The following is a 26,330-nucleotide window of genomic DNA, read 5'->3' as shown; positions in this document are numbered from 1 at the left end:
GCTACTCTAGAAGAGTAAATTAATTTTAAACTCTTTATTAACTATTTATTTAAAATAGATAACTGTTCCTCAGTTATTTGTTTTAAATGTTGATAAGCTTGGTTAGTAATGACTCTTCCCCTAGGTGTGCGACGAAGATAACCAATTTGTAATAAATAAGGTTCATAAACTTCTTCAATAGTTTTTGCATCTTCTCCTGTAGCAGCCGCTATTGCTTCTAGCCCAATAGGTCCCCCCTGAAATTGATTAATCATAGTTTTTAAGATTAGGCGATCCGTCCAATCGAGTCCTTGAATGTCGACTTGATAAATATCCAAGGCTTCTGCTGCTAATTTTTGACAAATACAATCAAGTTTTTTCACTTGCATATAGTCTCTCACTCGCCGTAATAAACGATTAGCAATCCTAGGGGTTCCTCGTGAACGATGAGCTATTTCTGCCGCCCCATCTTTAGTAATTGCCGTATTCAGAATTTTGGCAGTTCGTAATACGATAGACATTAATTCATCAATTTTGTAAAACTGTAATCGTTGAATGAGCCCAAAGCGATCACGTAAGGGAGAAGTTAACGCTCCGATCTTAGTTGTTGCTCCGATCAAGGTAAACTTGGGCAAGGAAATAGTGCGAGTTCTAGCAGCTTGTCCTTTACCAAGGGTAATGTCAAGACGATAATCTTCCATTGCTGGGTAAAGTAGTTCTTCGGTCAATCGGTTTAGACGGTGAATTTCATCAACAAAGAGAATATCGCCGGGTTTAAGATTAACTAGAAGTCCTGTAATATCTCTAGGACGCTCTAAAGCAGGAGCAGCTGTAATTGTACAATTAACCCCCATTTCCGTGGCTATAATCAGGGAAATAGTGGTTTTACCTAGTCCAGGGGGCCCGTACAAAAGTAAATGATCGAGAGAATCTTGTCTAGTTTTGGCGGCTTCTATAGCAATAGACAAAATATTTTTAAGACCTTTTTGTCCAATATAATCAGCTAAGCAACTAGGACGAAAGGTCTCATCTATCTTTTGTTTTTCTGGAGATGTGGCTCTTCCTGACAGTACGACTGCAGAAGATGGAGAGGATTTCTTCTGTCTAGAAAATGATTGAGAATTAGCTGAGCGTTGAACTGTCATTGAGAATGATTAGGTTATTAATGAATTGTTTTTACCATCCTAATAGCTATTGAAAGTAAAATGATGAAAACTTTTTGTCTAGTTCAAGGTTGGATGTCTGGTCAAGTAGGAAATTCAGGAGATTCTAGGCTAACGTAATCCAGCGACGTATTCCTTCTATTTAAAGACCTCATTTAGGCACTATCTGAATCAGAAGAAAAGTTTCAATTATTTTTAGATTGAAGATGCTGTGTTAATAACAGAAATTAAACCTATGAACTAAACCCCTGAAAGATATACTATTAGACAAGTAGTTATTTAACTGTAACCAACATACTTGAGCGATAAGAAATTTTGACTCAATGGCAATTATCTAAGAACAGCAATTACTAACCATTCTATTAAGAAGTATCTAATTTCTTTGATGTGCGCCATAATACAAGGTAAATATAACTTAGATTTACGTTTACTTTACAATGTCCTCTGACAGTCTACCATTTACCCAAGATCACTTAAATTATCTTAATAAGATTAACGAATATCACTCCATCATTATTCGCTTAGAAAAAATTTCTAAAATTTATAGTAGTGGCGATACCACTGTCCATGCTCTCAAAAACGTTAGTCTAACTATAGAAAAAGGAGAATCTTGTGCCATTATGGGTGCATCAGGCTCGGGAAAGTCGACTTTAATGAATATCGTTGGTTGTCTTGATCGTCCCACTTCAGGTTATTATTACCTTGACAATACGAATGTGTCGGGGCTCCAAGAGGCACAATTGGCTGCCGTTCGTAATTGCAAAATTGGTTTTGTTTTTCAGCAATTTAACCTATTACCGCAGATGACAGCCTTAGAAAATGTCATCTTACCGATGGTTTATGCGGGAATTGCCACTCAAAAGCGACGCGAACGCGCTACTGCTGCCTTAGAAAAAGTGGGATTAGGGAATCGTCTTCATAATAAGCCTAATCAACTCTCGGGTGGACAGCAACAAAGGGTGGCAATAGCTCGCGCTATTGTCAATAATCCTTTGCTACTTCTAGCCGATGAACCTACAGGAGCCCTCGATTCTCAAATGACTCAAGAAATACTAGGTCTTTTTCAAGAACTTAGTGATACTGGTATTACCATAGTAATAGTAACTCACGAGTTAGAAGTTGCCCGTCACTGTCAACGAACGATTTGGTTTCGGGATGGACAAATTTATCAAAAACTTTAGCAGTATTTCAGAAAAATTTCTACCGAAAATAAAATTCTATAATTAACCAAGAATAATTTCTAGAAAAATTAATAAGATATAGCGGTTCAATTGTAAAACAATAACAATTTTATTAAAACAATAATCAATAATATTTTTTTACTATACTTGTTACATTAATTAAATTAAGTACACTAGACTAGTTAATAATTAGTTACAAAATTTATAAGATCTCTTTTATTAGATTTTTTATAGCTAGACTAGAAGAACTTAGTTTATCCATTTAACTATATTATTATAATAATATCTATTATGATGATTTAGTGATTTTCAATTGACTTTAGTTATACTACAGCAATAATAAATCTAATCTAGCTAGTTTAGAAATAAGATCTACGATTTGGCATGACACTATACAAGACATTAGTTAAGATAAATATAGTAGAAGTCTATCATATGAAGATTCTAGTAAAGAAAATTTTATTTTCTGTAAAATTTTTACTTAAGATTGTGTATTTCAGTAACACTAAATTGTTAACATAGAATCAATTAGTTAAATATCAGGCAAAGAAAGTCCAAAATTAAAAGTTAATAAAAATTTTAAGTATATCAACTCTTCTCTTAAACTAAACTAATTTAATTTATTATCAGTACTTTTTGCTGTTAATATACTAAAGTATACATTTTTGATAAGTATATTTTGAGAGAAATAGTAGAGACTTTAATGAATCTAGTTTGACTTATTATTGCTTGTTTAAATATGAATTAATAAAAATTAAAGCAAATAAATTGATTGCAATACTATAAAAATTAAACATAAACTAGATATTCTATATTCTGCTTTAAAACAAAATGAAGGGGTAAGAGATGAATAGTAATATTTTAGTTGTCAAAACTAAAAAGAATTAATTTTATCTAGGCAATAATTTATTTGTAAAGAATTAAATAACCTTTAATTATCTAAATTTTGATAGAATCTTATTTTAAGATAAAAATTTTTATAAAAAAATATAATCAATATTATAGTTGGTTATTAACTACATTAGTTATTTATTTTTTTATGTACTAAAAATTAAGTTAATAATAGTTTATCTATAATGTTAATTAACTTAAAATAAAATGAAGTCTTCCAAACAATTAGTATATAAAAAATCTTTACATTGATTGTCTAAAATATTAAATTAAGTTTTATTTAAAAAGTAATTTATGCCAAATAATCTTGCAAATTATGGATTATAATCTGTTTTAAGAACAAACCTTTTGTAAAGAAAAATCAAGGTAGTATGAACAAAAAATATGGATCAATACATCATACTTTAACTTTTTTATAAAAAAAAATAAGGTAACTATAACCTTAATCTATTCTCTCTTGGATTAAATTTTAAACTTTTCTAAGCTTGTTTAAAATAATCAATTAAAAATAAATTAAGTCGATATTGCATTGACGATATCATTAATAATGATAAAAACTTTAGTTAAGATAATGAGTGTTAAAATACACATGAATTCAAAGACGAGGTTAAATTAATTGCTGACTCTCGGTGTTAATATTGATCATGTAGCTACCATCCGCCAAGCAAGACGTACGGTGGAACCTGACCCCATTGCTGCTGCTGTCTTAGCAGAATTAGGAGGGGCAAATGGTATTACTACCCATCTCAGGGAAGATCGTCGTCATATTCAAGATATAGATCTGCGATTGTTGCGTAAAACTGTTCGCACTCATTTAAATTTGGAAATGGCTGCTACTGATGAAATGGTTGCGATCGCCCTCGACATTAAACCAGATTACGTGACTTTAGTTCCAGAAAAGCGAGAAGAAGTAACTACTGAAGGGGGGTTAGACATTGTCGGGAATTTTCATCGTTTGAAAGAAATTGTTGTCCGCTTGCAAAGTGCAGATATTCCAGTGAGTTTATTCATCGATGCACAGGAAAATCAAATTCAAGCATCGGCCAACACCCAAGCTCAATTTATTGAACTACACACAGGTAAATATGCAGATGCTTCTGACGCTGTAGTGCGTCAAAAAGAGTTAGACCTTTTAAGCCGAGGATGCGAACAAGCATTGACCTTAGGATTACGAGTGAATGCTGGTCATGGTTTAACCTATCGGAATGTTTACCCTGTTACTTGTTTGCCCGGTATAGAAGAATTAAATATCGGTCATACTATTATCAGTCGTGCTGTGTTAGTGGGGATGGAACGAGCAGTCCGAGAAATGAAACTAACTATGAGAGGAGAATTCTAAATTGCTAAATTATCAATGATCCTTAGCCTAGAAGAATTTTTTTTGATCAACAATTGATTTCTAAGTAATTAGATATTAATCACTAACCAATGACGACCTACTATTACATTTTGGCCAGCCAACGCTTCCTTGTAGAGGAAGAGCCTCTCGATGAGGTGTTTCGGGAGAGAACACGGAACTATAGAGAAACAAATAAAGAAATTGATTTTTGGTTGATTAAACAACCCGCTTTTATAGAGTCCTTAGAATTCATAGAAGTTAAGGCCAGATGTCCTCAACCATCTGTTGCCATAATCTCCTTAAATTCTGAGTTTATTACCTGGCTAAAGTTACGTTTAGAATACGTTATTAAAGGTGAATTTGAAGCCCCATCGATTTATATTGTTGATCCTTTAGCCTCCCTTGGGGGAGTTTAACACAAATTATAAAGTAGAGTTCAAAGGTGATTGATCCTTACCCAAAACTGATATTTAACTATTAGTAGTTAGGGTAACTTCTTGTACTTCACCAACATTTCCTAACTTTCGGCTAGGCTGGTCATTAACGACAAGGTTGACTGCTCCCGCATTACCAGCTCGAATAATCAAAGTTTTTTTGGCATTCCAAGTTTGCTGAGTACCTTTTTCTAAAATCCCTTCATATTCAATTCTACCATCTATCTTAATCCTCATCCAAGAATCCTCTTCCAGGACAACAGAGACAGCTACAGGACTATCTGAATTGAGGTTTGAAAGAATTGGCTCTTGGGATAATTTGGAAATATTATTACTCGCACTAGGAACATTATCATTCCTTATATCAGTATTTACCGCAGTAAAGACTGAGCTTTTTTCTTTTCTATCGTCTACTGGCTTTTGACTTATATTTTGGGCAGCTGGGATAGTATTGGACTCAGGAAAAACAGGTTCAAGGATATTGGGAGCAGTTTGAGATTTTCGGTTTTCTAGGTTTTTAGTCTCTTTTGAAAGGGTTTTTACCACTTCTGAAGTCTTGTTTTGGGAAGAAGATTCAGAAAATTGAGAGACAGAGAAAAGATAAAAAAGCCCCGTTACAGCTCCTACTAAGAGGAAAATAAATCCATAAACTTTGAATCTAGACGGCAGGGGACTGAAAGGAATTGATAACTCTTTATAGGTCACAGGTATTAAATTTTTCAGGAGAGAAGACGCTTTTTTTCGCATTTCTGCGGTTGTCTGTGTGCATCTTAAGAGGGATGACAAATTTTTTCCTAAAAATTCGGTTGGTGGGGATGTAATGAATTTAGGGGAAATCTCAGAAGAGGATTCCTCAACTTGCTGAAGGAAGAGCTGATTAGCTAAGCTGTGTCCGTCGAGGTCCAAGACTTCTCCATAACGACGCACAAAACCTCGCACATAGACGAGTTCGGGCAATTCATCAACCTGTCCCTGTTCAAGAGCTTTTAGGATAGATAAGTGAATGAAAGTACTTGTCGCTATTTGCTCTAGGGTTAAGGAGCGATCCAATCTTCGTTGGCACAAATAAGCCCCTAATTCTCGGAGTTGTTGAATTTGGCTAGAAGTATAGTTACTCATTGACTTTTTTTAAATTAAAGTGGAATAAGAATAAGAATTGCGGAGTTCGGTTTTCTCCAAGATTATTGGATTGTAGTGTCAGTGATGATTCCCTGACGAGTGTTGACAGTGCATTTGTAATTAACCTGACGTTGTTTCGGTCCTTCTGACAAGGTGGCATTTCCTTCCACCCTTTTTTGATTATCTGAGATATCAAAAGTATTAACCAATTCTCCAAATTCAATACCCTGTCCGGTTCCAATGCTAATCCCCAAAATCCCCCCTAGATCAATTTGATTCTGAGAAACTTGTTGACGGACGGCATCTTGACACAGCCAAATTATTTGTTCTTTATTGGCGGTAGGGCGATTGCTACTATCAGGATTATAAATAATTTTTGTCACCCGTCCTTCCCGAAGGTTGAATGTACAATCAAAGTGATTGTGTTGTAATCTATTTCGAGTCTCTTTGACTATGAAAGTTCCCCTAACTCCTTCTTCGGTGTTGGACACATGATAGGTTTCATAGGTTTCTGGACTATTGTTAAATTCCACCGAACTATTGCTGTTGTTATCTCGTTTGACAGTTGCTCGTAGTTCTTCTTGACAGAATCGGATACTTGAGCTGAGTTCGTTTTCGTCTAGTTTATAGTTAACTTGAGTTATCAGTCCTTCACTTCCATTAACTAAACAGCTATAAGTAAGGGGTCGCCAATTATTCCCAGTCCGTAAACGCGCTATCCCCTTAATTTTGTGCTCTGTCTCAGAAATCGGCGATCGTTCTGCGGTGTCAAAAGATATTTCTACCTGTCTTCTCATATCTTCAGTAGTTGCTACTTTGATTTCAATAGACTTTTGACAAAGTTCTACCGTTAAATTGTCTATGTTAGTTTGAGCTAGAATTGAACTAGGTAAGAACAAACTACTCAAGCCAGTGAGTATGCTCACTTTTAGTCCATAACTGGTTAAATTTTTTGAAACAAACATACACAAACCGATAATCTACTTCTGTCTTTTAGTATAGATGCTAGGCTGTTTGTAGTGTAAAGAATGACTAAATAGATTTTAATTCTAAAAATAGATTCAACATAAAAATTATAGATTCAACACAAAAATTTTAGTTTCGTAAAAATACAAAGTCCAAATGTTATTCAATATTAAGGGAACAATTTTTAGATATTAAAACTATCAATACATGCTTAATTGAATTAAGTATAAAGAAACTACAAAGAAAATAGGGTATATCTAAACAATTGTATATAATGTCCGCCAAGATACCCTATACTTGTTAAAATTTTTACACAAATGACCGTAATTAATAGATTTATGGTAGTAACTTCCGCTGCTACTCTTGTTTTGACCATAGGAAGTCCTTTGACATTCAGTGTTAATAGTTATACTGATTTTAATCAAACTGAAACTCACAATAGTTTAAAAACTACTCCCGCAAAGTTGATTCTAAAACAGTCTGTCCCATCAGGAGCTCAGAATGTTTTAGAGGTGCAAAACTCAATTATCTCTTTGGCTGTTCCGCAATCTGTTACTATTCTTTTTTTCTTAGTAATGGCGGGATTAGGAGGTTTTTTGAAGCTAAAAATAGCCCATGCTAAGTTCAAACATAGTAAGCAGTGATAAATAACAAATAGATAAAAAGTGAATCGATAACTTATAAAATATAAACAATTTACTACAACAAAAATAAGAGTATTTATATACTATGTTATAAACATAACATAGTATATAAATTAACTGGTTAGCCAAAATAACAGAGAGGAGAAAACGTCGATTACATAAATTTTATATATAACTGCTTTAAGCCTGTTTAAAAATCTAATTTTATCTATATTCCTTATTAATTTTTGGAAGCAATATGATGTTGATATATCTAATTTTTACAGGAGTTTAATATTATTAATTATTCAATAATTAGGAAGTAAATTAAAGGGCATTATAACACAAACAATTTTCAATTTTATTGAACAATAATTAAAATATCTGAGTTTTTAGAAAAAATAATTAAGATTCTAATGTAAAGTTCAATATAATTATATTGATAACGACACACACAAGACAAATTTTAGAAAATCGAAAACTTAAAGCAGATGCTTAATTTGTTACGAGAAAAAGAATCAGGATAAATTTTTAGTTTTAATACAAGGCTTAAATTACCTAATAGTGTGCTTCGTTTCTACCTATGATGTTGTATTTATAGCAAATAATTATTTCCTTTTGAGGTAAGGTGAAGGGGAATTTTTTTTAAAAATTTAGCATCATATTTTGTTATATTAAGTTTATCCTTAAACTGATAATTTAGATATTCTTTTATGTTAGATTTAAGAATATCTAAATAATAGAGTTAGTTTAGATTGGTTAACTGATAATTGTTATTGTTTTAACCACCAAGTACTTGTCTCGCGTTAACGTTGTATTGCTTAATATTTTTTAAATAAAGTATGAAACGAGAGAAATATAATTTTGGGATTTACACTGTTTCCACAGATTATATTCTGGGTTTCTTATCTACTTGATTTAATCTAGAAAAACTTTATATAAAAATATAATAGTATTTTATTTAATAAATAAACTAGCCATGAAAATTTTAATCATTAATGCAGGTTCAAGTAGTCATAAAAGCTGTTTATATAACTTAACTAATAATCATTTACCTGAACATTCTATAGAACCAATTTGGAAGGCTAATATTGATTGGACAGTAACTAAAGGTCAAGGTATTTTAACAGTTAAAACTAATGAAACTAAGAAAAATAATGTTCTAAACTATAACTCTTCGTGTCAAGGAATCATCCAAATGCTTAATACATTAATTGAAGGAAAAACAAAAGTAATTAAAAATTTTTCAGAAATTAATATTGTTGGTCATCGGGTGGTTCATGGGGGCACAGATTATTCTGAAGCAACTTTAATTACTCCGGAGGTAAAAACGGCAATCGCTCGCTTAATTCCACTAGCCCCAACCCATAATTCGTCGAATATTAAAGGCATAAAAGCTATTGAAAAGGTATTAGGAAATGTTCCACAAGTAGCAGTATTTGACACTGCTTTTCATTGCCGCATACCACTAAAATCAGCAGCTTATCCCATTCCTTATGAATGGTTAGAAAAGGGTATTCGTCGTTATGGTTTTCATGGAATCAGTCATAAATATTGTGCCGAAAAAGCATCTCAAATTTTAAATAAATCCCTAACATCTTTGAAATTAATTACCTGTCATTTAGGAAATGGTTGTTCTTTAGCAGCTATCAAGAACGGAATTAGTATTGATACGACGATGGGATTTACTCCCCTTGAAGGATTAATGATGGGGACCCGTAGCGGTTCTATTGATCCTTCTATTTTAATTCACTTAATACGTAAATATAACTTTACGGCCAATCAATTAAATACGATGTTGAATAAAGAATCAGGGTTTCAAGGAGTCTCAGGTATTTCTGCTGATCTACGATCTATTATTCAAGCAGTTAATGAAGGGAATTCCCGCGCACAACTAGCTTTTGATATGTATATTCATCGTCTGCGATTGCACTTAGGAGCAATGTTAGGCAGTTTAGGAGGATTAGATACATTAGTTTTTACTGCAGGAGTAGGAGAAAATTCAGCTATTGTACGTGAAAAAACTTGTGAAGTATTTGAATTTATAGGACTAAAATTAGACCCTAAAAAAAACAATGATTTTCCAGTAGATACCGATGTTGCAACCGATGATTCAACTGTTAGAATTCTCATTATTCATACCGAAGAAAATTGGGCAATTGCTCAGGAATGTTGGAGAATATTTAATCAAAAATATTTACCTTTATAAATTTTATTTATAAAGGTAAATATTTTTGATTAAACAATTGATGATTAAAAATGTAGAATTTATATAGAATTATTTTATTTATGTTTCTACTTATAAAAGATAAGTTTGTTGCATTTAAACATAAAGTTTCTGTTTTTGTTCTTATGCTATAAGTGATTTTTGAGCGTAAACTAACTGTGGTAGTTATTGTTTTTTTTAAAACTTTTCTAGTTTATGATTTTTAAAGCCTACTTACTTATTCTAAAACCAATATATGTTGATTTATAATTTATTTATGGTATTTATGCTAACGGGTTAGTTTTGATTAGAAAAAATAATTATATTTGTTTAAATGGACAAATATAATTATTTTATTAAACAATAAAAGTAGGTTGACTTTTGTTGTCCTTACAAATACCTCTGTTTATTTGATATAGTTATATTTGTTTATTATCACCCAATAAATAGCTAAATTTAGCTATTTATTATTTTTTACTTGGTAATTTATAGATTTTTTTAATCATTTTAAACTAGTTTTAATTGATTAAAAGACTTTTATTAATTTTCATAAAAACTATCAATTAACTATTGAGTATAATCAGAAACAGTTTAAAATCTATCCAAATTTTTATCATGTATAAACCCAGTGAAATGAAATTTATCTCAAATCTTTAACTGCTAAGCTTGGTTCTGTAAATCAGTAATTATTGATGGCAGTAATAATTACTGATTTTGTATTGTATTGGAGTTTTTAAAGTATTTTTACTGCCGTATTTAGTAAAAATAAATTTATCTTTTGTAAGTCGTTCAAACCTCATAATAAATAACTTTTTAATTATCATTTTACTAATGATGATTAAAATTTAAATAATAAAACCCAGGATGTTATTGTTTCTTTTTGGAGTAAATATCATTAAAAACAATATCAACTTTATCTCAAGAAATATAAAAAAAAGCTGCAATTATCAGCAGATAAAATACTGTGAACAGTTACACGTCAAGTATTGTCAATAATAATTATCGTCCTACTGATAATATAGTGTTGACTTTTTATATATAATTTTCACATGTAAACTATTATCATTGTGTTCATATTCCGTGGCGTTAATAGTGGCAATCAAGAGTAGTTTTAAACAATATTCCCTATCAACTAATCATGAGAGTGAACCTATTCAAAAGAATTTTCTTCCTGAATGAGAACTCTCCCATAGTAACCCATGCTATGGTTCATATTAACAATCCAATGGAAGAAATTATCCGCTCTAGCTACAGTAACGTGATGAACATGAATTTTTCCTACCAACTTGTATGTTAGAGTATCTTCAAACTCAGTTACATTAATTCAGACTTATCTAAATCACTAACTTTTTAGAAGTTAATTATTTTTTCTATTTCACAGAAATAACTAGGATAATTTCACTAAAACGCCCGGTTCTTTTTGAATTGGTAATACCTCTATAATATCGATTTTGGCACAGTATATTAAATCTTCCTCATGATTTGAGCTTAGCAATCGCTGACCATGACTTGCTTGACGAAATAGTTTAGGTAGATTTTTTTGCCATTGAGTATAAAGGGCGACTGCGGCGATTACTTCATCATTCCCTACAGTGATGGCATTGGCCGACAGTAAAGCTTTGGCGATTGCCCCTGCACATATCGTGTCTTCAATAGAATAACTTCCCTGCCATCCTGATCCAACTAAACCAATGGTTTCTGGTTGAGAACCTAATAAATAGTGCACAGTTGCTTGACGGTTAACCATAGCAGAGGTAATCACAGTGGTCGAATTTTTCACCATTTGTAAGGCACGAGTGCCGTTAGTGGTAGTTAAAAATAGCCGTTTATTCCCTATTATTTCAGGAGTACAAACAAGTGGAGAATTATCTAGATCAAACCCCTCTATTTTAGCTCCTCCTCTTTCGCCGGCCCAAAGACTTTTTTCTGGGAGCCAGCGATTGCTGGCTTCTTTCAAGTCATCAATGTCACTAAACACTTCTACTGCTTCCGCACCGGCATTTAAGGCAGTGGCTATCGTAGTTGTTGTCCGCAAAACATCAATCACGACGGTACATTCAGGTAAATTATTGAGGGGAGTTAGTTCAGGGGTATGGTAAACAAAAAGCTTCATTATGTTACAGAAGTTAAATTCTAAAGCACAGAGATGGACACAATATTGACATACTCTCTTAAAAAATTAGAAATTATATATAAGTTTAATGTGATTTATAGAGTCTGAAAGAATTGCTTAAGATAATCGCCAATAATCTATTTAATGACCGTCGTTATTGAAATAAATTAAATCTAACCTCCTTATTAACCCCAAAGATTTTTAATAAAAATTACCAGTGATAATTTTAGGTCATTAAATATCAATAAATTTAGGATACAAATGATTTTTTTATTCTGAATAAAACCAATTCTATTTTCTTAAAAAATCAAAAGTAAATAAATTTTATAGAAAACATGCTTATCAAGCAGAATAGATTTTCAATTTTTTTAAAAAAAATCTCATAAATTTATGAGATTTTACTATCTGATAGTATCAAATTTTAAACAAAAAAAGAGCAAAAAAATAAACGATAAAATAGTTAAAGTTTTATAAAAATAACTCTTTAAAAGAATGTTTTTTCGAGACATAAAAAATAAAGTAATATCATATGTTCTCTATTTTTTAAATAATAGAACCTTAATTATCTAATTAAAAATCTATTATTTAATAGACCAAGAAGATAAAAATAAAGAAAATTTAAGCAAAGAAAAAAAGTTAAATAAAATTAGGTTTATAAAACTTTACTAGTTTGATCAGAGATACATAAATTAAAAGAGTAATTCATGTATCTCTAAGAAAAAATTAGGCTAGATATCGTAATTAGTAGGAATAGATAGTTAGCATAAAAACCTCACTTGCTTTACAGAAACAATATGACAAATAAGTGTATATCTAAAATATTATTACCTATATTTATTAATAAAAAATTTAAAAATCAGTATAAAATACTAATAATAAATTGAAATTAATTAAAACAATAGCTCATAGATTTAGAGATTTCATCTATTTTTGACCTCTTATTTTTTTAAACTAAATATGTTCCTAATTAATTCTATATATTAAGTTTAATAATACTTTTATTTTACTTTTAAACCTATAGTTTTTTATAACTAAAGGGATATAACCACTATAATTATTTTTGAATGCGTAAGTAGACAGCTATAAATAAATATAAAAGACGAATTGTATTGTACTCTCTGTCTAAATAATTAGAGTTAGATTTATACTGCTTTAATTAAATTTATTAGAATAATCTATTTAAGAAAAACTTTGTTTGACTGCATTGGTCGAATTCTATTCATTTTAAAATATCCTTGTGGCGATTTTATAGACTTTTATTTGATATCATTATTTTTTTCTAAAATTAAGTTTTAAATTATAAATTTCCAGAAAAATAAATATAATTCTTTTTCTTCTCATTGTTCCAGTTTGACTTCGATTAAACTATTGTCTTTGATATATTTTCTAGCTTATCCCTCCTTAAAACATAACTCAATTATTATCTTGACTTTTATTCTTTGTCATTTTTATCTCTTTTTTATTTCTCACTTTACGGATTTTCTTGAAAGTTAATTCAAATTTTTTTTTAAAAAACCCTTATATTTAGAATTAATCATTATTAAGTTATTTGATTCTTTATCTAAAAAATATTTAATATTTTTAACATCTTCCTAATTCCAATTTCTTCATTCTTTTTCTTCCACTTTTCAGTGAGTTACATAATCATTCTACTCCTTGAATATTTTATCTAGAAATTATTTTTCTGATTAAATTTGCTGATGAATTCACTTAACCTACAGTTTGTCTAACTTTCGACTCTCTTGTATTTGAATATAATACTCTCACTCCCAACTTTCGTCCCGGAGAAAATTTTCGGGTCGTGAGTCAACTCTGATAGTTCCTGCTCTTCTAATTGTATTAGTTTAATTTCTAGGCTGACCGGTATCTAACAACAACTCTTGTTCAAGCACTTTTGTATTCGATACTGCTTCTAAGTAATACCACTTACTTACTGTCGCTTAAACATACACCATAACTATTTCAAGACTCAACTGACAAATAGTCTTTGCAAAAAAGAAATATTTTAATTCTTCCAGAAACATCATTGTCCAAATTCTAACCGAGCCTGTTCGACTATTTCAACCGTAACATTATGAGAACCAATTTTCCTAGCAAACGTCTCAATACGCTGACGGGCCTGAGTTCGCACAAAAAAAGGAATATTTTCTAATTTTTTCTTAGCTCCAGGAGTCCAATGCAGTACATCGCCTAAGTCAATTTCTTCCATTTTTGTCTCCAAAAATTTCTTTGCTTAGACAAGCATTCTAGTCAATTACTCTCCTAAAAATTGTCTTCTTAAGATAAATTTAATTTTTGAAGTACTAATCAACCGAATAAAATCCCAATGAATGAAAAGTACTATACAATCATTTTTGGCTAAATTTTTGCTCCTGTTGGTGCGTTTATCTGCTTAAAATAGTTTATATAAAAGTCGTACTAATTTTTAAAAAAATCCGTAAAGTGAGAAATAAAAAAGAGATAAAAATGACAAAGAATAAAAGTCAAGATAATAATTGAGTTATGTTTTAAGGAGGGATAAGCTAGAAAATATATCAAAGACAACAGTTTAATTAAAGCTAAACTGGAACAATAAAATGGGGTCAAATAGAAGTCTACAAAATCGCCACAAAGATATTATAAAATAAAATTAGACAAATAAATCAGTATAAATTATATATCTACTATTTTAGACCAAGTCTGATAAATTAGTGACTCATAACTTTAAAAATTCTTATATTGGATAATGTATCAGAAAAATAATAATTTTTATTCTAAATCTAAAAATAGACATTAAACATAAAAATTTTTCTGATTGAATATTAATATTTAGGTTTATTGCTATAAAACTTAGGAATAAAATATAAAAGGTAAAACCTATAAAAAGTCTAAGTTTTAGACGCAAAATGAATTGTACATAGTTAATAAAAATGTTAAAATACACCTTATTAAAAAAAATGATTGTCAATGACCCTACTTGAAGCAGAAGTTCATTCCTCACTGCGAGCATTTTTACGCCAGCAAGGACTGCCTTTATGGGATCACCACCTTGCCATGGCAAGATTAATCTCAAGGGGTTTGCGCTTGGGACGTTCAACAATTATTCAAACTGGAAGTACAGTATCCCGTTATGGATGTAGTTATTTAATGCCAGCATTACTGAGTGATCGCCCTGTTTTATTAGTCGCCTCTTCTACACTTCAAGAAAAATTATTAACCGGAATTATTCCTAAACTACAAGAATGGTTACAAACTGATCAAGTTATTCATACAGAAGATGAAAAATTAACTTGGGATAATTTTCAGGGGATATTAATGGTCTCCCCCCAAACTTGGTTAAGTGCTCGCCTAGAAAAAAAAAGTTATTTTTCCCTTAAAATTCCTACTTTAATCGATAATGCTGATGAGTTAGAATACTGGACAAGGGAATACTTTACTAGCACCCTTAAACCTCACCATTGGCAACAACTACAAAAAAACTATTCGGCCTATGGCAATTTAATTCAAGAGGTTCGTCTTTATCTTACAAAAAAGATTCTAAGCCGTTCCAATAATCCCTATCAATGTTATCTATTAACCCAAGAGGAATATAAGACTTTGCAACATTTAGGAGAAGTACTTACAGGAGACTCATCCTTTAAAAAATTCTGGAAAAAAATGTCAGCAAAAAGTCAGTTACTTTGGGCTTCTATAGACGATGAAATTCAAGATTTTTCCCTTCATAGTAGTCCCTTGGAAGTAGGTTCCATGTTAGAGTCGATTTGGCAAACATCGCCTGTTGTTTTGATGGGTGGGTTTCTCGATGGGGATAAAACTGCAACAACTTACCGTGATAGCATTGGATTAAAAAATGATGTTCTGTGTCTTAGATTTTCTCCTAATCGACAAAATGAATTTATTAAATTGTATATTCGTGATCGCTTACCAATGCCAAATACACCTGAATTTCAAGGAGTAATGCTTGACCAAGTTCGTCGTCTTGTTACTTTATGTTGTCATCGTTCACAACTGATTGTCATCATAATTGATGACATGCCCTTAAAAGCGCGAGTTGGAACAGCTTTAGCTGCTGAATTTGGATCGCGGGTACAAGTAGAAAGGACTAAAATTCCTAATAATGGAATTCTAATTAGTGGTTGGGATTTTTGGCATCATAATCATGAAGAATTACCCATACCTCAATTGTTAGTAATGGCGACTTTACCAATTCCTTCCTTAGAAAATCCTTTAGTGGCTGCCCGTGTTGGCTATTATAAAAAACAACATAAAGATTGGTTTCGTTTCTATCTTTTACCTACAGCTATGAAGATAATTCAACGGGTGGTGATGCCGTTACGGGAAAGTCAAGGCGTGGTGGCTTTATTGGATAATCGAGTCAATTATCGAAGTTATGGTAGTCGAATCTTAACAGCTTTAGAACCCTATGCAAAAATTAATTATCTTGATGTTAGTTGGTTCCAAGATTGATTATTTATTTTAATTTTTATTAAAGTCAATTAAATCGATTTAATTGCTATTTTTATTTTTTTACCAACCTTTGAAAACTAGTTATATAGTTTAACATAAGGCGAGAAAATTATTCTTCTTCATAAACTAATAAAATTAGTGGTATTGGTTGAATATAAATTGTTCCTTCATCTTGGATTAGTTTAGAAACTTTCAAATTAAACTTTAAAATTTTTTCAGGGTGTAGATAATAATTTAAGTGAAGATTACATTAGAAGTATTCCTGATAGTTCTTCTGGGTGTCAGTTTGGCTTTTAATTAGCTTGATAGAAGTTAGTTTTATCTCATACAGAGGCAGAAGAAAGAAGAGAATTTAATATTGTTATTTATTATCAAGATAAAAGTCTGTTTTAGAGAAATAGCAGTAAGGTTATAGTCAAGAATTTAAAATTTTTAAATAGAAAATTAAAGTGGATAGCATCGAGACGAAAATTATATTTTTTGAGAGTTTTATTAATGTCTTATTAAGAGGAGTTAAGTTCTTATCAGATGCTAACAATAGATTAAGTTTATTAAGAACTAAAATGTGGCTTAATGTTGTTGATGGATTAGATATTGTTGAATTTATTGAACAGCTTCTACTACCTCTAAGTGTTTGGTTTAAAAGTAGAATTATATTATGCTCACTTGACTCCTTTAGCTTTAGGCAAATCTGTCTCAGATTTAATATGATTAAAATAATCTAATCAAGAAGAATAATTAGAAATTTTTGGAGTAAAACCAGCGATTATTTTTGAAATATAAATTTGGTCAAAGCATTTTGTATGTTTAACTGAAGAATTAATTATTAAAAATCTCCATATCTTTATTTATTCAGATAAACATTTGTTTAAAAAATAAAATAACCAAAATTATATTAGCCAACATAAAACCTTATAGAGGAAATAACAAATATTAAAATTCAAAAAATATTGCTGGAATATTTTATTTGCTCAAAATTATCATCAAGTTTTGCTGTTTTTTAACAATGTAGTAGTATAAAATACTCTGTTTTTTATATTTTTTTAAAAAACAGAGAAAACATGGGAGCATATATTTAATTTGGCTTACATAGAGTTAATTTTAGGTAATAATTAACTCTATGTTTTGTAAAATTGATTATTTTAAATTTGGAGTAATAATACTTTTATTTTGAATTCTAAAAACTTGAACATAATTTCTACTTACAGATCAACAACCAAAATATTGGATTTATGTTGAGGTTCTGCCTCGTAATTGGCAAGATAAAATTGATTATAAAGAATAATTAAGAAATAACCACGACTAATCTCAGCAGCTAACTTTTACCAAAGCCTTCGCCTTGTCTTGATCAGTTACTTGATAGCTTTTGATAAATTGATTAACTATTCACGATAAAATTGACAGTAAATGAAAAAAAATGATAAAGCAGGGATTATTGTATAACATACCCCTGCTGAACCGTACTCAATTATAGTCAAAATTAATGGGTATCGGACTCCGGTTAAAGAGTTAGTATAAAGATTCTTCTTGGTGAGTCTCGATAGTACAATCAGAAGTCGGATAAGCAACACAGGTGAGAACAAAACCTGCTTCAATTTGGTCATCATCTAAGAAAGACTGATCAGACTGATCAATAGTACCAGAAATAATCTTACCAGCACAGGTAGAGCAAGCACCCGCACGACACGAGAATGGAAGATCTAATCCTTGCTCTTCTGCTACGTCCAAGATGTACTCATCATCAGGTACTTCGAGAGTGGTGTTAATTCCTTCTGCTTCGTTTTTTAACGTAACTTTGTAGGTTGCCATATGTAATTCCTCTTTTCAAGTAAAACGACTATTGACTGTTACTGAGCAGGACTTGATTGCAAGTCTCATCTTTGATACTAAGGGAAAAATAACCAGAGTTAGGAAAGGATTAGTAATGAGATTTTCAAATAAACTTAAAATAAGTTTTTCTTATGTTTTGTTAGGAGAGAAAGCCACCATAATCTAGCTAAATAAGAATTTTTTATTATCTTGTCTTCAAGGTGATTTGATTGATTTCGCGTCGGAAAACTTTCTTCTAAAAATCCTTGATCAATTACTATTAATTGTAGTTATGACTACAATTGATGATTCGCACTTACAGACAACATACTAATCAATAGACGATGAACTCAATAAGGAAGATATATTCCCTCTCGCAGCCCCTAAAGGTTGGTATTATTGGCACAGGATATGCCGCCCAGAGACGAGCAGAGACCTTTCTCCAAGACGAGCGAGCACAACTGTGTTGTGTCACAGGACATACTCCCGATAGAGTAACTACTTTTGGTCGAACCTACGGTATTTCTACTTGTGAGTCTTGGGAATCACTGATTAGCCGTCAAGAGGTTGACTTAGTAGTTATTTGTACCATCAACCGAGATCATGCCGTGATCGCTCGCAGAGCGCTCAAAACTGGAAAACATGTAATTTTAGAATATCCCTTAGCTCTCAATTTTGCTGAAGGATCTGAGTTACTATCCTTAGCCATTCAACAAGAAAAACTTCTACACATCGAACATATTGAACTTTTGGGGGAAATGCATCAAAAAACCCGCCAATATCTTTCCCAATTAGGTCAAGTCTTTTATGGTCGTTATGCAACAACCACCTCTCAAAAACCAGCCCCACGCCGTTGGACTTATCATCGAGAAATGTTTGGCTTTCCCCTAATAGCTGCTTTACCTCATATTCATCGCTTTACTGACTTATTTGGCGCAGTACATAGTGTATCCTCTCATATTCGCTATTGGGATGCTCTAGAAGAGGGATATTTTACAGCTTGTTTATGCGATGCTCAATTGGAGTTTAATAATCGGTTAAAAGTTGATTTAGCATATAGCAAAGGAGAGGTGTTTTGGGAAAATGAGCGAATATTTGAATTATATGGAAGTCGCGGAACCTTAAAATTTGTTGGTAATTTAGGGACATTAATTACAGAAGAAGGTACCAGAACCATTGAATTAGGCAGTCGTCACGGTTTATTTGCCCAAGATACTGAACAAATTTTAGATCATCTGTTTGAAGAAACTCCCCTTTATATTAAGCCGCAATCAAGTCTTTATGCCCTGCAAGTTGCTGATGTTGCTTACCAGTCTTCTCAATTGGGCTCTAAATTGAATGTTGAGTAAGAAAAAGCATGGGGTGGACAATTCCCCACCCTACATTTTATTTTGATGTATGAAATACTATTTATAACACTCAAGAATTGTTAATGATTAACACATAACTATCATCTTGATAAGGATTACTGTCACCATTATTCAATTTTAAAAAACGGAAAGTTTTGTTGTTCTCAAAAGAGAAGAGTATCTGCATTCAAAAAAATCGATTGCAGCGCTATTGCTATCGCAAGATATTAGATGATGCTGTAGTGGTAACATTTGTTTAATAGTATATTAATACCAGTTTGCAAATAGCAAAGTATAATTTACAATTATACATTTTGTATTGGCTAAGGTTGTTAATAAACTTGGTAAAAGTAACTTGTGCTATTTTAAGTCTTTTGGACTGAAGTTTTTAGGCGGTTATCTTTGCTTGCTTCGCTTGAGTATTCACAAGTATTGCTTCCGTAATTAAAATCGCTACCATACCGTAAGCTCCTGCCAAAGCCATTGCAAACTCTTTATTCTTTATTTAGAGATAAACACCTTTAGTCTAAAAGATAATAGTATTTTTTAGACTTTAATTCAGATCAATTGAAAGTTTTTCTGACAAATTTTTTTGCTGGTGATTAGGATTAAAGTTCAGCCCGCACTGTAAATTGATAGTCTCCTCCCAATTCTAGCTGATAGTCACAATTTTCTAAGAAACGCCCCAACGCTTCATAGATTAAAGCTCGTCCTAAGGTCGGGTGAACCCATAAATGACTTCGCTGAAAACACCATTTAAATCGCCATTCATACTGAGAAGCCCTAACTTCCCCTTCAATTTGTCCATGTTGCCAAGACTGCTGAGTAATACGGACATAAGCAATGGTTTTTGATCGACGTTGAGAATTCACAATAGCATTAACCTGTAATTAGCTTTGATATACTCCCCATGCTAAAAGATACAGGGATTCTTAAAAAGAAACTTAGTTATACTGCCTTGAAGTCAGTTGACGCTTCATTGATCGCTACTACATTTATAAGTAGTTTTAATTCCAACTTTTCTTTGGATGAAAGTTTTTTAAAAATACAGTCTGTACAACAGAATATCGACTAATCATCCTAGTTGAATCAGAAGCTTTTCCCAAAATAAAAGTCAAATCTTTCAGTCCAGAGATGGGTGTTATTATCAAAATTATGATAACTGTCACTAAAAGCATCAAGAGAAAACTCCTAACTTTGAAATCCGACATCAAGTTAACAGAGCAATCTTCCCTCAATACAATAATTTCCCAAAATATTTAGAATTTGTACTAGTATACTACATATCAAATACAATTTTTATCTAAAATAGATAAAGCGATTACTCTGTATCAGGGTAACTCAAAATCGCATAATTAGGTGAGCTTAAAAAACATAGGATACAAAAGTGGTTGCTTTCGTCTAAGCACTAAACGTTAACAATTGAAGTTTATCTGTCCCTAAAAATTATCTCTATGACAAGAATAATAAAAGAACTAAAATAATAGCTAATAATTATCTAAATTATTTTAAAAATTTTTTAGAAAATCTATGATATCTCTCCCTAAAAAGTCAAAAATAGTGATATTTTAAGAGCAAAAATAATGATTTATCAATCTATCCTCACGAAAAAATAACTGTAAAAATATTTCTTCAGACAAAGAAATAGATACGGTCATTGTTTTTGATAAAAATTCAGTTCATACAAATGGTTTAATTAAATCCAAATTAAAACAATAGACAATAAGAATTATATTTATATGTCTTCCTAACTTAACATAGATAGATGAATGTAATTTAGTCTTTAGCTAAAACAGTTTAAAAAAGTATTTATTCAACAAATTACTTTGAAAAATTTTAATTAAAATAACAGAAATTTAACTCCGATTACTCAGACTATGGAGATATACAATAACTTGCTCTTTTAATGTTTTTTAAAAATTTATTTATAGCTGTTTACTTAGACTATAATATTCCAATATGCTTAAAACATTCTAAACTTCATACTTAAATACATAATATTTTTATTTGATAAATTATGGCTGAATTTCTTATAATTACCGAAAATGACACCATAACTAGCAGTCAAAAGAACGAGCCGAATCAAAGGCTTAGAGGGTAAAGAATTACTACTTGGTGCGATACGGCCGGCGATGATACTCTCAAGGGCGGTAGTGAAGATAACTTTCTCATTAGGTGGGGATGAAAATGATTTTGTGAAAGGTGATAGAGAAGATAATACTTTCAGGAGAAACAATGGAAATGACGAACTTCAAGGTGTACAAGGTCAGGACTCCTTGAACGGCAATAAGGGAGATAATATTCTCGGCGGCAGTGGTGGTATGGACTTAACTCTTAGGAAGCACTGGCAATGGCTTTCTAGCGAGTGGCAGCGAGAATGACACTGTTAGAAGTGGTGTGGGTGATAACACTATCTAAGGTTTAACAGGTTAAGATCCCTTAATCGATGGTACTGGTGTTGATTAAATCTATGGGAGTGATGATATTAATGCAATTTCTGGAGAGAGTGGCAAAAACTTTCTTGTTGGTGGCAATGGGAATAATGATATCAATGGTAGTGCAGATCATAGATTGTTTCGTCGGTAGTTCTAATCATCCTTGTCGGTGATTTTGGAACAAATATCCTTGAAGGTGATAACGATGCTAATATTCTTATCTGTAGTAATGCAGAAGCTAGTGATAACGAACAGGACAAACTAACTGGTGGCAATGATTGAAATATTTTTATCATGCAAACTGTTGTATGCACAGATCAGTTTGACACTATTACTGATTTTGAAGATGGTACTGATTTATTTGATGGTATTACTTTTAGCGCTGTAACCAGGATTGAGCAAAACAAAAAGTTGATATTGTCTTTAGATGAGAATACCATTGTCAGAGTATTAAAGATTACCGTAGTCAATACTACTATTGCGGACTTTGTTCAACCTGTTGTTTAAGGTAATGCATATCAATTCCTAGTTCCTAATTTAAGACACTATCTCTATAATCATTTATAACATAGAGTAATTTTGTCGTTACGGATTTTTATATCGAGTTTTTTATGAACAAGTTTTTTATTATCGACCATTCCCTATCTAATCTTCAAGGACATCATTATGAATATAGTGTATCTATTGCGGAAGCAGCTGCCAGAAAGGGTTATCAACCCATCATTGTTGCTAATCATAGCTTTCCTAAAGAACTATATCATCCTAGTATCAATATATTTTCTGTTTTTGAGGTAGATTGGTTTAACAACCCCGTTAATATTCAAAATCTTCAAGATTGGAAATTATATTTACAGAGATTTCTAGAAAAATTAAACGATAAACCGTTAGAAATACTTTATAGAAAAATTGAATCTACTTTAAAATTTAACTTAACTTATTGGAAGTTAACTCAACCTAAACTAAGACTTTTTTTAGAAAAAGTTCAAGGAGGTATCTCGAGACTTTGGGATTCTGTTAATAAAGATATTAGACTTTTACAATTTATTCCTTTATCTAATTCACTTTGGGGAATAGGTAAACTTATTTTAGGATTATCCAAGTTTATAGTTAATCTAATTGGTACTAAAGTCAATAGAAAGTTAATAAGGTTATTAACTCATAAACCTACTAGTTTTCAGGAAAGTTTATCAAAACTATTTAAAGATCTAAGCGTTACTTCAGAGGATCATGTTTTTATTCACACCATCGGAATTGAACAAGTTGAAGAATTATATTTTCTTTTGATAAAAAGTGATTTTTTAAATCTACCTCAATTTCATCTTCTGCTACGTAGAGATATTGAAGATACATTAGTTATTCATGCTAAAGGAATGGGAATCAAAAAATTGCTACAAAATTTTTTTGATTCCCAACTTTGGCCAGAAAAAATACAATTTTATGCAGATACAGAAGACCTTGTTAAACAATATAATGGACTAGGTAACGTTATTTTTCATCAAGTTCCTATTCCATTTCGCCAGGAAAAACTTAAAAGTATTATCAAAAATAAAAGTTCATCCATACCTGTTAATATTGTTTACTTGGGAGATGCAAGACCAGAAAAAGGGTATCATCATTTGCCAGAAATTGTTAATGCTTTATGGAAAGATTATATTAAACCAGGAAAGCTCAGATTTATTATACAATCTAACTTTAATATTAAGGTAGAATCAGACGATATTCTTACGGCAAAACTTCAATTGGAAAGATATCCTAACAAGAAAGTTTTTTTAATTAAAGAGGCAATGTCTCCTGATGATTATTACCAACTTCTCGGAGAAGCAGATATCATAATTTTACCCTATAATACTGATAGTTATCGTGTTCGAAGCTCAGGGGTATTGACTGAAGCACTGGCAGCAGGAAAACCGGTTGTTGTTCCGAATAATAGTTGGTTAGCAAAACAAGTTGATTTATCACGAGCAGGCATTTATAAAACCTTAGATGAAATTCCCAAAAATATTGTTTTAATACTTAAAAATTTAACCCAATTTACAGCAGCAGCTAAGCAATTTTCTTGGGGATGGAAAAAGAAAAATTCACCAGATAATCTGATAAATTTTCTGTTAAGCAAAAAAGATTTTGTAACTAAAGAATTAAGTCTTATCTCTCAAGCAGAAAAAGTTAAGTTGCCTCCTCAAAAAATTATTGATCCTAAAATTTTAAAAGTTCTTTTGCTTATAGAAGGTGATTGCTTATTTGAAAATAATAATAAGAAAAAACTGATACTTAAGCAAATTGAATACTTAGCTCGTTGTGGCTATAAAACTTATGGACTATTTTTCCCAAGTTTCCAGAATAGAAAACAAGAAAGTTTCGATAGTTTTCGAAATAAACTAAGTCTAGCAATAACTAATTTGAATAAAGATTTTTTTCTGACTCAAAGCTACATTCTTAACTATAAAACTCCTAATTTACTTCCTCAAGGTGTTAATCCTCGTAAATATACTCAAGATTTTCATAATAAAAATACAAGTTTAGAACGAGATTTAGTCGAAAGATATAATTTAGAGACTCATTTCTTACTAGAAACTAATCAATTTGATCTTATTTTTATTAGCTCCATTATTAGTTGGAGTCTTATTGAAAGATATTCTTTGAGTAAAGCTCCAATTATTTGTGAAGTTTCTGATATTTTATCTTATCAGTATGCATTAAATAACCATCGAAATATTAACTTAGCTGAATATCAACTAGAATGTCAATTACTTAATAAGTGTAGTGGATTGATATTTCACCATGATTATGATTTAGAAAAAATAAAAGAAAAAGTAAAAAATTCTCAAAGTTATCTTTTACCTTCTGATCAAACACAAGAAATCGATCAATGTTTAAATAACAAATATTATAGATTAATGGATGAGGTACTATCTTCATTACTTATAAAGCAAGCTTTATCACTTCAAGAAAGTCGCAAAAGAATTGCTATTTTATATCCTTGGGGAGATATTTTAGAACGTAAAAGTGGAGCTAGTAAACGAGTAGGATTATTAATAGACTATCTCAAGTTAGAATCATATCAAGTTTGGCTATTTACAACCGGAGAAGGAAAAGATTTTCGAAAAGATAATATCCGCTATACTTATTATCAAGGATCTCAGACAAATTATTCTTTAGTTAAAGATATTTATGTGGATGCTTATCAAACTTGTTTTAAAGCTTTAAATTTAAGCTTAGCTAACAATACAAAGCAAAAAATAACTGATGAATGGAATCATTGGTTACCGTGGATCTATTATCAGTATCGTTTCGATAGTGACTTTACTAGCCAAATGGAAACCATAGCAGAATGGGCTGATGTAATTATATTAGAATATCCTTTTTGGTCCTTAACAGTTGCTAATATTTGTCGTCAATTTCATACCAAATTGATCATAACAGCCCATGACGTTATTTCCCAACAATTAGATAGCTCAACTCTCCCAGGAAAAATTGCTTTAGCCGAAGAAATCGAAGGACTCAAACAAGCCGATCATTTAATTTGTGTTTCCCAAAATGATCAAGACTTTTTAAAAAAATATAAACTAGATGCTAAAGTAATTCCTAATCCTGTTGATCTAGATATAGATAAGTTTATCGATCATCAGGGTGAAATTTTAAAAAAATTAGATAAAAAATGTTTAAAATTACTTACTCAATCGTTTTGTTTATTCGTAGGAAGCCTACATACTCCTAATATAGAGGGAGTTGAAAAAATTCGTCAAATAGCTCAATCTTTTGTTCAAGAATATCCCAGTGTTAATTGTAACTTTATCGTAGTTGGTAGTTGTTGGAAACTGGAGCACCAAGATAACTTTTTATCCTTAGGGAAGGTTGACGATCAAGTACTATCACTCCTTTATCAAAAAGCGTCTTTGATTATTGCACCTATTATGTCGGGAACAGGAACTTCCTTAAAAATTATGGAGGGGATGGCTCACGGAAAAGTTATTCTAGGAACTACTATTGCCTTTAGAGGTTATCCTGTGAAATCGCAACAGGAAGCCATTATATGCGACTGCTTAACAGATTATCCTTTACAAATAGCTGAGCTGCTTCATGATAAACAAAAACAGCAAGAAATTGGAATAAATGCTAAAAAAATGGCCAAAAATTACGATTACCGTCGCTTATATTCTTTATATAAAGAATTAATTGAACTTTAACAATTATCAATTATTTTTAGGACTATTCTAAGGTTGCAAATTTTGTTTTTCTTTGATTAGTTATCTTCCCCGGTTTCCTTCTCACCTGGAGGG

At 31.3% G+C, this 26,330-nt stretch carries 18 protein-coding genes; 10 read left to right on the top strand and 8 right to left on the bottom strand.

Features of this window, described 5'->3' with window-relative positions; translation table 11 throughout:
• Window positions 1-41: 41 nt before the first annotated feature.
• Window positions 42-1,124 (bottom strand): Holliday junction branch migration DNA helicase RuvB, encoded by a 1,083-nt coding sequence (ruvB, locus tag RGRSB_RS04450; protein WP_119260019.1) that lies wholly within the window; start codon window positions 1,122-1,124, stop codon window positions 42-44.
• Between the two features lie 455 nt (window positions 1,125-1,579).
• On the opposite strand from ruvB, the gene RGRSB_RS04445 reads away from it, so the two are divergent.
• The 3 genes from RGRSB_RS04445 (at window position 1,580) to RGRSB_RS04435 (ending at window position 4,969) form a co-directional block, all read left to right on the top strand.
• A complete protein-coding gene (locus RGRSB_RS04445) occupies window positions 1,580-2,323 on the top strand; it encodes an ABC transporter ATP-binding protein (RefSeq protein ID WP_119260018.1) in 744 nt (247 codons plus the stop codon).
• A 1,507-nt stretch (window positions 2,324-3,830) separates the two neighbouring features.
• Window positions 3,831-4,553, top strand: a complete 723-nt coding sequence (locus tag RGRSB_RS04440) for a pyridoxine 5'-phosphate synthase (protein ID WP_119260017.1) — start codon at window positions 3,831-3,833, stop codon at window positions 4,551-4,553.
• 89 nt (window positions 4,554-4,642) lie between these two features.
• Window positions 4,643-4,969, top strand: a complete 327-nt coding sequence (locus RGRSB_RS04435) for an MgPME-cyclase complex family protein (protein ID WP_119260016.1) — start codon at window positions 4,643-4,645, stop codon at window positions 4,967-4,969.
• A gap of 54 nt (window positions 4,970-5,023) precedes the next feature.
• On the opposite strand, the gene RGRSB_RS04430 is transcribed toward RGRSB_RS04435, so the two are convergent.
• Window positions 5,024-6,106: a helix-turn-helix domain-containing protein gene (locus RGRSB_RS04430; protein WP_119260015.1), complete on the bottom strand. Its 1,083-nt coding sequence runs from the start codon at window positions 6,104-6,106 to the stop codon at window positions 5,024-5,026.
• A gap of 62 nt (window positions 6,107-6,168) precedes the next feature.
• The gene (locus RGRSB_RS04425) at window positions 6,169-7,071 is read right to left on the bottom strand and encodes a hypothetical protein (RefSeq protein WP_119260014.1); all 903 of its coding nucleotides are present in this window, start codon (window positions 7,069-7,071) and stop codon (window positions 6,169-6,171) included.
• 339 nt (window positions 7,072-7,410) lie between these two features.
• On the opposite strand from RGRSB_RS04425, the gene RGRSB_RS04420 reads away from it, so the two are divergent.
• Window positions 7,411-7,716, top strand: a complete 306-nt coding sequence (locus RGRSB_RS04420) for a hypothetical protein (RefSeq protein WP_119260013.1) — start codon at window positions 7,411-7,413, stop codon at window positions 7,714-7,716.
• A gap of 958 nt (window positions 7,717-8,674) precedes the next feature.
• The gene (locus RGRSB_RS04415) at window positions 8,675-9,904 is read left to right on the top strand and encodes an acetate kinase (protein ID WP_119260012.1); all 1,230 of its coding nucleotides are present in this window, start codon (window positions 8,675-8,677) and stop codon (window positions 9,902-9,904) included.
• Between the two features lie 1,147 nt (window positions 9,905-11,051).
• Here RGRSB_RS04415 and RGRSB_RS10725 read toward each other — a convergent pair.
• The 3 genes from RGRSB_RS10725 to RGRSB_RS04405 form a co-directional block, all read right to left on the bottom strand.
• On the bottom strand, window positions 11,052-11,186 hold the full coding sequence (locus RGRSB_RS10725; RefSeq protein WP_269460801.1) for a hypothetical protein: 135 nt from the start codon (window positions 11,184-11,186) through the stop codon (window positions 11,052-11,054).
• Between the two features lie 102 nt (window positions 11,187-11,288).
• The gene (locus tag RGRSB_RS04410) at window positions 11,289-12,014 is read right to left on the bottom strand and encodes a 2-phosphosulfolactate phosphatase family protein (RefSeq protein ID WP_119260011.1); all 726 of its coding nucleotides are present in this window, start codon (window positions 12,012-12,014) and stop codon (window positions 11,289-11,291) included.
• A 2,023-nt stretch (window positions 12,015-14,037) separates the two neighbouring features.
• A complete protein-coding gene (locus RGRSB_RS04405; protein WP_119260010.1) occupies window positions 14,038-14,223 on the bottom strand; it encodes a PCP reductase family protein in 186 nt (61 codons plus the stop codon).
• A gap of 737 nt (window positions 14,224-14,960) precedes the next feature.
• Here RGRSB_RS04405 and RGRSB_RS04400 point away from each other — a divergent pair.
• Entirely contained in the window at window positions 14,961-16,460 is a 1,500-nt protein-coding gene (locus tag RGRSB_RS04400) for a helicase C-terminal domain-containing protein (RefSeq protein WP_119260009.1), read from the top strand.
• 1,509 nt (window positions 16,461-17,969) lie between these two features.
• Here the strand turns inward: RGRSB_RS04400 and RGRSB_RS04390 are convergent.
• Window positions 17,970-18,269: a ferredoxin gene (locus RGRSB_RS04390; RefSeq protein WP_119260007.1), complete on the bottom strand. Its 300-nt coding sequence runs from the start codon at window positions 18,267-18,269 to the stop codon at window positions 17,970-17,972.
• Window positions 18,270-18,613: 344 nt separating this feature from the next.
• Here RGRSB_RS04390 and RGRSB_RS04385 point away from each other — a divergent pair, with 344 nt between their 5' ends.
• Window positions 18,614-19,618, top strand: coding sequence for a Gfo/Idh/MocA family protein (locus RGRSB_RS04385; protein WP_119260006.1), 1,005 nt, complete (start codon window positions 18,614-18,616; stop codon window positions 19,616-19,618).
• A 608-nt stretch (window positions 19,619-20,226) separates the two neighbouring features.
• Here the strand turns inward: RGRSB_RS04385 and RGRSB_RS04380 are convergent.
• The gene (locus tag RGRSB_RS04380; protein WP_119260005.1) at window positions 20,227-20,490 is read right to left on the bottom strand and encodes a DUF3146 family protein; all 264 of its coding nucleotides are present in this window, start codon (window positions 20,488-20,490) and stop codon (window positions 20,227-20,229) included.
• Between the two features lie 1,594 nt (window positions 20,491-22,084).
• On the opposite strand from RGRSB_RS04380, the gene RGRSB_RS11070 reads away from it, so the two are divergent.
• The 3 genes from RGRSB_RS11070 (at window position 22,085) to RGRSB_RS04365 (ending at window position 26,237) form a co-directional block, all read left to right on the top strand.
• Complete coding sequence (locus tag RGRSB_RS11070; RefSeq protein ID WP_420823008.1) at window positions 22,085-22,204, top strand: hypothetical protein; 120 nt, start codon at window positions 22,085-22,087, stop codon at window positions 22,202-22,204.
• Window positions 22,205-22,347: 143 nt separating this feature from the next.
• Window positions 22,348-22,560, top strand: coding sequence for a hypothetical protein (locus RGRSB_RS04370; RefSeq protein WP_119260003.1), 213 nt, complete (start codon window positions 22,348-22,350; stop codon window positions 22,558-22,560).
• Between the two features lie 104 nt (window positions 22,561-22,664).
• Window positions 22,665-26,237: a glycosyltransferase gene (locus RGRSB_RS04365; protein WP_119260002.1), complete on the top strand. Its 3,573-nt coding sequence runs from the start codon at window positions 22,665-22,667 to the stop codon at window positions 26,235-26,237.
• Window positions 26,238-26,330 lie beyond the last annotated feature (93 nt).

The organism is cyanobacterium endosymbiont of Rhopalodia gibberula (assembly GCF_003574135.1).
Taxonomy (GTDB): domain Bacteria; phylum Cyanobacteriota; class Cyanobacteriia; order Cyanobacteriales; family Microcystaceae; genus Rippkaea.
The sequence above is the reverse complement of the archived record's forward strand: the minus strand, read 5'-3'. Positions and strand labels throughout refer to the sequence as shown.